Below are 7,477 nucleotides of genomic sequence, written 5' to 3'. Positions count from 1 at the left end.
CATCTTTATTTGACGATTTTACTAGCTTTTTCATTTTAACTCTTTTTTGACACATTCGCAAAAGTGAGATGCACCCACTTGGCAAGCTGGGAAGCAGATGTGGGTGGGAATTGAGGATGCTGAAACTGTCAAAGCAATGCGCGCCGCTTTTGAGGCAGGTATTACCACCTTTGATACGGCTGAGGAGTACGGAGAAGGGCATTCGGAACAAATTATTGGTCAAGCACTTTCAGATGTGCGATCGCAAGTAGTTTATGCTAGCAAAGTTTTCGCCAACCACCTGAAACCAGATTTGTTAATCGAAGCCTGCGATCGATCGCTAAAAAACCTCAACACCGATTATATCGACCTTTACCAAATTCACTGGCCCGCTGGCAGTTGGAATTCCGAGTTAGTGCCAATTGCAGAAACAATGGACGCCCTGAACAAGTTAAAAGAACAGGGAAAAATTCGGGCGATCGGCGTTTCCAACTTCTCCCGCGCCCAAATAGAAGAAGCCGCCCAATACGGACGCATCGACAGCCTGCAACCGCCCTATTCTCTGTTTTGGCGCTGGGTAGAAAAAGATGCTATGTCCTATTGTGCGGACAATCATATATCCATCCTTGCCTATTCATCTCTAGCGCAAGGAATATTGACAGGTAAATTCGGGCCCGAACACAAGTTTGAAGAAGGCGACCACCGCGCCAAAAATAAGCTGTTCATCAAAGAAAATTACGCCCGAGTGCAAACAGCATTAAATCAACTCAGGCCAATTGCCGATCGCCACCAGATAAGCTTGGGCAACTTAGCTTTAGCTTGGTTGATTTCCCAGCCACAAACAAATGCAATTGTCGGCGCGCGCGACGGGGAACAAGCCGCCGAAAATGCTAAAGCTGCTGAGGTAAAATTGAGTGAAGAAGAATTAAAAGAGATTGATGCGATCGGGCGAACCGTCACCGATCATTTAGACGATAACCCCGTTATGTGGAACTTCTAAAACAGAACAGACGCAACTGGCATATATAGTAAGGTACCCTGGAACTCACGCCCAGATCACCATTCTCGCTTAACGGGCTAGAAGCCCGTTCCAAAAAGAGTGAATTTCTTGTGGAATGGGCTTCTAGCCCGTTCTTAAAAAGCTAATGAGGTATAATATCTACTGCGCTGTGGAAATATTCAAAAAGTTAAAATCAACAATCAAAAATCCGCAATCTAAAATCGAATGAGTTACTGCTTAAATCCCAACTGTTCCCAGCCACAAAACCCTCCCGCAGCCAAAATTTGCCGAAATTGCCGTTCAAAACTGCTGCTGCGCGATCGCTACCGGGCTATAAAGGCGATCGGACAAGGCGGTTTTGGCAGAACATTCCTCGCCGTTGACGAAGACAAACCCTCAAAACCCCGCTGCGTCATCAAACAATTTTTACCCCCAGAAACCCAACTCATCCCATCAGCAAGCAATCGCAACAGCAAAAAAGCAGCCGAACTTTTTGAACAAGAAGCAATGCGATTAGACGAATTGGGCAAACACCCTCAAATTCCAGAACTATTAGCCTATTCCATCCAAGAGGGCAGACAATATGTAGTCCAAGAATTTATCGACGGGCAAAATTTAGCACAAATTGTAGAAACAGAAGGCAGATTTACAGAAAATCAAGTTCAAGACTTACTTAATAGCTTATTACCCGTCCTTCACTTCATCCATTCCCACAACGTTATTCACCGAGATATCAAACCAGGAAACATCATCCGCCGCGCCGACAAACAATTAGTTTTAGTAGACTTTGGCGCTGCAAAAATTGCCACAGGTACGGCATTACTCAAAACAGGAACCAGCATCGGCAGCCCCGAATACATCGCCCCCGAACAAGCCAGAGGCAAAGCATTTTTTACCAGCGATTTGTACAGTTTAGGCGTAACTTGTTTGTATTTGCTAACTCAAGTTTCCCCTTTTGACCTGTTCGATCCTGGTGAAGATGCCTGGATATGGCGACAGTATTTGGCCCACAACCCGGTAAGTGAACAACTAGGGAAAATTTTAGACAAAATGATTGCCAATGCTACCAACCGCCGCTATCAAACGGCTGTTGAAGTATTAAAAGAAATTAATCCTCAAGTGGCGATCGATCTAGCCATTCCCCAAACAATTACCAAGCCAGTCAAACCCGCCCCAACACTTGCCCAGCCCCAACAGCAAACCTATAACTGGCAATGTCTTCACACCCTAACAGGTCACAAAAACTTAATTTACTCTGTGGCTTTCAGCCCCAACGGAGAAGTTGTAGCCAGCGGCAGCGATGACAAAACAATCAAGCTGTGGGAAGTTGAAGACGGGCAAGAAATTGTCACCCTCACAGGACACGCTAACTCGGTTTATACAGTAGCTTTCAGCCCGGACGGACTAATGCTAGCCAGCAGCAGCCACGACAAAACAGTAAAACTTTGGCGGATGAAAGATGGACAAGAAATCCGCACCTTGATCGGTCACAGTAACTCAGTTTACGGCGCAGCTTTCAGTCCCGATGGCGAAATTATTGCTAGCAGCAGTTGGGACCAAACAATCAAGATTTGGCGAGTCAAAGACGGGCAAGAAATTCGCACGCTTGCGGGTCATACTAATTTAGTTTATTTTGTTGCTTTTAGCCCGGATGGGGAAACTCTTGCTAGTTGCAGTTGGGACAGAACAATCAAGATTTGGCGAGTTAAAGATGGGAAGCTAATTCGCACACTTACAGGTCATACAGACTCCGTTCGCTGCATAGCTTTCAGTCCCAATGGAGAGTTTTTGGCTAGCGGCAGCCATGACAATACTATTAAAATTTGGTGGGTCAAAGATTGGCAAGAAGTTTTAACTATCACAGGACATTCCTGGTATGTTGATTCTATTGCTTTTAGTCCCGATGGCGAGATTCTCGCTAGCAGCAGCAATCAAACTATCAAGATTTGGCGTGTGAAAGACGGTCAAGAAATTTGTAATATTGCGGGTCACAATAACTCGGTCTATTCTGTTAATTTTAGCCTGGAAGGAGAGTTTATGGCTAGCGGCAGCAGTGACAAAACTATTAAAATTTGGCAGAATACCATGTTTGTTTAATTACCCGCAATCAAAATTGTTGGTAGTAAAAACTTTTGTCTTTGTTGACTAATAATTTTGTATAAAAAGTGGTATGGCGCGGGATTTTTTCCCTAACTCCAGATGATTTATGAATTTTAAACAGAAGTACGATCGCCCTTTTTCCACTTCTTCAGCAACTCCGGCGTAACCAAACCTTGCGGAAAAAAGATTGTCCCCAAAACAATCAGCACCCCAAACACAATTAACCGCCCATCCCGCAGAAATTGCGCCAACCAAATCGGCAATCCCTGAATAGTCGCCATCCCCCTCAAAACCTCCGGTAAAGCAGTAAACACCATCCCACCCAAAACTGCTCCCAGAAAACTTCTGCTACCACCAATCAACACCGAAGTCAAGTAAATAATACTAGCATCAAAAGTACCTTGACGCGCGTTCCAAGTATTCAGGAAATGAGCACTAACTGCACCCACAACCCCAGCTAAAACAGCACCTAACGTGAAAGCCAAAACCTTATAAAAAGTTGGGTTAATGCCGATCGCATCAGCCGCCAACTCATCAGCCCGAATCGCCGCAAAAGCCCGCCCCACCCGAATCCGTTCCAGCCGATAGACAATCGCCATACTTACCAACAGTAAAGGCACTACAATCCATAAATACTCGATCGGCGTTCCAAACGGTTGCGGAATCCCAAAAATACCCACAGCCCCGCCAGTGATATCTAGATTCAGCGATAAAACCCGCAAAATTTCCACAAAAGCAATAGTTGCGATCGCCAAATAAATCCCACTCAACCGCAGCGCCGGAATTCCCACCAAAATCCCCAGCAACCCCGAAACAACCCCTGCAATTATCATCTCCACTAACAGCAATGGCAGTGGAAATAAACCCCCTGTCGGCTTAAACACCGTCGTAGATAAAATCGCCGCAATATACCCACCCAAAGCATAAAAACCAGGGCTAGCCAGAGACAACTGACCAGTCATTAGAGGCAAATACAGCGACATTCCCAACATTGCACCCAGCAACATCGAGACAATCAAAAACCCATAAGTAGTAAAAAATGTAGCCATTTGATTTTAGATTATAAATTATTAGGGAAAATCCGGTTAACTTGGTTTCCAATTTAGATTGATTAAGCTAGTCTGAATATGGTCTTCCCACCGACCATTTATGAACAAATAGTCTCTAGCGTAACCTTCCACCACAAATCCCAATTTTTTAAGTAGATTACCGCTGCGCTGATTGTGAGGCATATAATTGGCCATAACGCGATGTAAATTCAACTCTTCAAACACATATTGAATCGCAACTCGCACAGCTTCAGTCATATAACCTTTACCTTGTTGCGCTTCTGCCAGATTATATCCCAAAAAGCAGAAATGACCGGCACCTCGTACAAAATTATCAAAATTAACGTTACCCACAATATACTCAGGATTATCTTTCTCAAAAATCCACAGCTTTAAAGATTTGTCAGACTCAAATCCTTGGCAATCTTTCTCTACTTGTTTTTGCCAATAACTTTCAGTTAAAAACTCCTCCCCCCAATGTCGATGCCAGGGAGTAAAAAACCTTTGATTGTATCTGTAAAATTTAATGATTTCGCAGATATCGTCTTGATTGGCTAATCGTAAAAAAAGGCGATCGCTTACAAGTAATGGAACTTCCACTTTCATAAAACATCCCTTTATCTACTGATGCACTACAGTTCTTACAAATCATCCTACACTTTCTGAATCAAACGCCGTCCAAACAAACCCTGCGGTCTAACCAATAGCATAATAAACAATATGGCAAAAGCAACAGCATCCTTATAAGCCGAAAAATCTCCGGGCACAAAAGCCTCCACCAAACCAATGATAAACCCACCCAAAACCGCCCCAGGAATACTCCCCAACCCCCCAAGCACAATCACCGCCAAACCCTTCAAACCAAAAGCAATACCAAAATACGGCCCAGCAATACTCACACTGGAACCCACCAAACTCCCCGCCAAACCAGCCAGAAAACTGCTCACAAAAAACGTCAAAACAATGTATCTATCAGTATCAATACCCAACAGACTAGAAGTAGTAGCATCTTCAGCCACAGCCTGCATTGCTTTGCCAAATTTAGTGAAATTTATTAAGTAAGTTAAGACAGCCACAATCGCAACTGACACCACAAAAATCACTATTTGGACAGTCCGAATCGGAATAGGTTTATCCGCTGTCCCGAAGTTAATTGCAGCAGGTAAATATCCGTAAGTGTTAGCAGGAAAAGTGTAAATTTCCGCACCGACTAGATATTGAATGATATTTGCGATCGCAACTGCCACACCCAAACTAGAAACCACCGTCAGCAGAGGATCAGAGAGTCGGCGGCGCAAAGGTAAAAAAGCAATTCGTTCAACAATTACTCCTACCAAACCAGCCATGACACTTCCCAAAATTAACGCCACAGCAAAAGGCAATTGCACGGGAATTCGAGCATTAGCCCACAACCCATTAAAACCGAAAGTACCTCCCATCAGCGCATAGGTGAAATAAGCACCCAAAGTAAATACTGCACCGTGAGCAAAATTAATAATTCCGAGAATAGAAAAGACCAGCGTGTATCCCAGGGCAAAAATAGCATACACGCTGCCGATCGACAAACCATTCAAAAATTGTTGCAAAAACAGAGTTAAGTCCATCACCAGTTAGAGATTCGGCATCAACATTAAATCATTCAAAAACAAACAGCATACAATTTTTACTCTGACTTCTGACTTCCCCCCAAGGGGGGAAGCGGGTTTAACCTCAGACTCACACTCAATAACTCATCCCTATATCCGTGTCAGAATCCCTGTCGTGCCTAACTTCATTTCAAAAACTCGAATTTACCGTTATTTCCATCAGCATCCATTTTTATCTGTGCCACATAAAACTCTTTCTGATTAATCTCACCTTCAGGCGTAAAAGAAATTTCCCCCAAAGGCGTATCGTACTTGCCACCCAACAACTGCTGATTCAAATTTGTACGCAACTCAGCCAAAGGCTTTTCGCTAACCTTAGACTTAGCATTAATTGCCTTTAATGACTCCACAAAAACTTGTACGCCAGTAAAAGCCTGAGCGCTAAACTGAGGCGGTTCTTTCTTGAATTGAGCGCGATAAGCATCCCGAAAAGCCTTATTAACTTCATTTTCATATTCCGGGCTGTAGGCTTGGGCAATCAAAACCCCATCGCAAAGAGCCTTGCAAACAGGAAATACATTAGAAGTATTCAGACCGTTGCCCCCAATGATAACGCCTTTGTAACCCAACTCTCGCAACTGCTTAATTAAATTGCCTCCATCAGCGGCCAACCCAGAAATAATTATCAAATCGGGATTGACATTTATCGCATTAGTGGCTTGAGATTGGAAATCTGTATCAGTAGTCAAGAATTTTTGGACTGTTGCTAATTCCAGCCCCATATCTTTAACCGTTGTCTGAAAAGTTTCAGTCTCAGATTTGCTAAAAGCATCATTCTGAGCAAAAAACACGGCTACCTTCTTAATATTGGGATTTTGCTTCAGTGCAGCTTTAACTGCATTAGGTGCTACCACTGCCACAGGCGCGGAGACTCTGGCCACATAATCGCCAATCTGGGGAATGCCTTTAGCGGTGTTGGAGGGTCCGAGTACGGGAACTTTTGCTCGATCGGCGATCGGATCGGCACTAAAAGCTTGTTGCGAGAGGGTCGGCCCCACAATACCTACCACCTTATCCTGATTGATCAGAGTATTGAAAGCATTGATTGTCCCTTGTTCGTCTCCACCGGTATCTTGGAACACCAGTCTAATGGGCGTCCCATCCACACCGCCCTTATCGTTGAAATACTTCTCAGCAATTTTCGCGCCAGCCACCTGTTCCTGACCCAGTAAAGCCACATTGCTAGTTTGGGCCACCCCAATACCTATAGATATAGTGTTGGAACTCCCCCCAGGCGAACCCTCTGGGGAAGCACCGGGAGATGGTGAAGTCGCCGGAGATGCTGTAGTAGAGGTTTGGGGAGTGTTCGTCTGACTGCAAGCCAGCAGCAGTGAAGCGCAGGTAATGAATAAGCCACTAGGGCGGGCTATAAGTTTTTTCATGAGCGGGCGATCGAACATCTATATATAAAACAGCTACACGTAGAGATATTCTACCCATGCGCGGTAGATACTCCCCTCAAAAGTCCCATCTTGCCAAAAAAAAAAGACCCCTTCCCGGAAAGAGGAGTCAGCCAGCGGAGGCAGGATCGGAAATCAGCAGCTCAAACCCTTGGTGTGTATAGGTTCAAAAAAAAATCAAAAATATTTTCACAAAACGCTTGACAACTCTGGGGAGAGTTGATACATTAATAAAGCGCCAGAAGGGAAGCGGTTCACTGAACCACGAACTAAAGGTGCGAAGAAAGGTAAAAAACTGAACCT

At 44.3% G+C, this 7,477-nt stretch carries 5 protein-coding genes and 1 pseudogene; 2 read left to right on the top strand and 4 right to left on the bottom strand.

Annotated elements, in window-relative coordinates; translation table 11 throughout:
• Nucleotides 1-76: 76 nt before the first annotated feature.
• Together QUA83_RS29545 and QUA83_RS29540 are read left to right on the top strand one after the other, a co-directional pair.
• Nucleotides 77-979, top strand: a pseudogene (locus QUA83_RS29545) (aldo/keto reductase); the annotation flags it as partial.
• 225 nt (nucleotides 980-1,204) lie between these two features.
• Nucleotides 1,205-3,076, top strand: a complete 1,872-nt coding sequence (locus QUA83_RS29540) for a serine/threonine-protein kinase (RefSeq protein WP_333297727.1) — start codon at nucleotides 1,205-1,207, stop codon at nucleotides 3,074-3,076.
• A 116-nt stretch (nucleotides 3,077-3,192) separates the two neighbouring features.
• On the opposite strand, the gene QUA83_RS29535 is transcribed toward QUA83_RS29540, so the two are convergent.
• The 4 genes from QUA83_RS29535 to QUA83_RS29520 form a co-directional block, all read right to left on the bottom strand.
• Nucleotides 3,193-4,128 carry a branched-chain amino acid ABC transporter permease gene (locus tag QUA83_RS29535; protein WP_333297725.1) on the bottom strand — a complete coding sequence of 312 codons (936 nt, stop codon included), beginning with the start codon at nucleotides 4,126-4,128 and terminating at the stop codon, nucleotides 3,193-3,195.
• A gap of 36 nt (nucleotides 4,129-4,164) precedes the next feature.
• Complete coding sequence (locus QUA83_RS29530) at nucleotides 4,165-4,734, bottom strand: GNAT family N-acetyltransferase (protein ID WP_333157570.1); 570 nt, start codon at nucleotides 4,732-4,734, stop codon at nucleotides 4,165-4,167.
• A gap of 47 nt (nucleotides 4,735-4,781) precedes the next feature.
• Entirely contained in the window at nucleotides 4,782-5,732 is a 951-nt protein-coding gene (locus QUA83_RS29525; RefSeq protein WP_333297728.1) for a branched-chain amino acid ABC transporter permease, read from the bottom strand.
• 167 nt (nucleotides 5,733-5,899) lie between these two features.
• Entirely contained in the window at nucleotides 5,900-7,156 is a 1,257-nt protein-coding gene (locus tag QUA83_RS29520) for an ABC transporter substrate-binding protein (RefSeq protein ID WP_333297724.1), read from the bottom strand.
• Nucleotides 7,157-7,477: the final 321 nt, after the last annotated feature.

Source organism: Microcoleus sp. K1-B1 (genome assembly GCF_036704705.1).
Classification (GTDB): Bacteria; Cyanobacteriota; Cyanobacteriia; order Cyanobacteriales; family Microcoleaceae; genus Microcoleus.
This window is presented reverse-complemented; position numbering and strand designations above follow the sequence as displayed.

Coding starts and splice junctions, on each gene's coding strand:
- QUA83_RS29540 (WP_333297727.1), top strand. CDS start 1,205: ATGAGTTACTGCTTAAATCCCAACTGTTCCCAGCCACAAAACCCTCCC.
- QUA83_RS29535 (WP_333297725.1), bottom strand. CDS start 4,128: ATGGCTACATTTTTTACTACTTATGGGTTTTTGATTGTCTCGATGTTG.
- QUA83_RS29530 (WP_333157570.1), bottom strand. CDS start 4,734: ATGAAAGTGGAAGTTCCATTACTTGTAAGCGATCGCCTTTTTTTACGA.
- QUA83_RS29525 (WP_333297728.1), bottom strand. CDS start 5,732: ATGGACTTAACTCTGTTTTTGCAACAATTTTTGAATGGTTTGTCGATC.
- QUA83_RS29520 (WP_333297724.1), bottom strand. CDS start 7,156: ATGAAAAAACTTATAGCCCGCCCTAGTGGCTTATTCATTACCTGCGCT.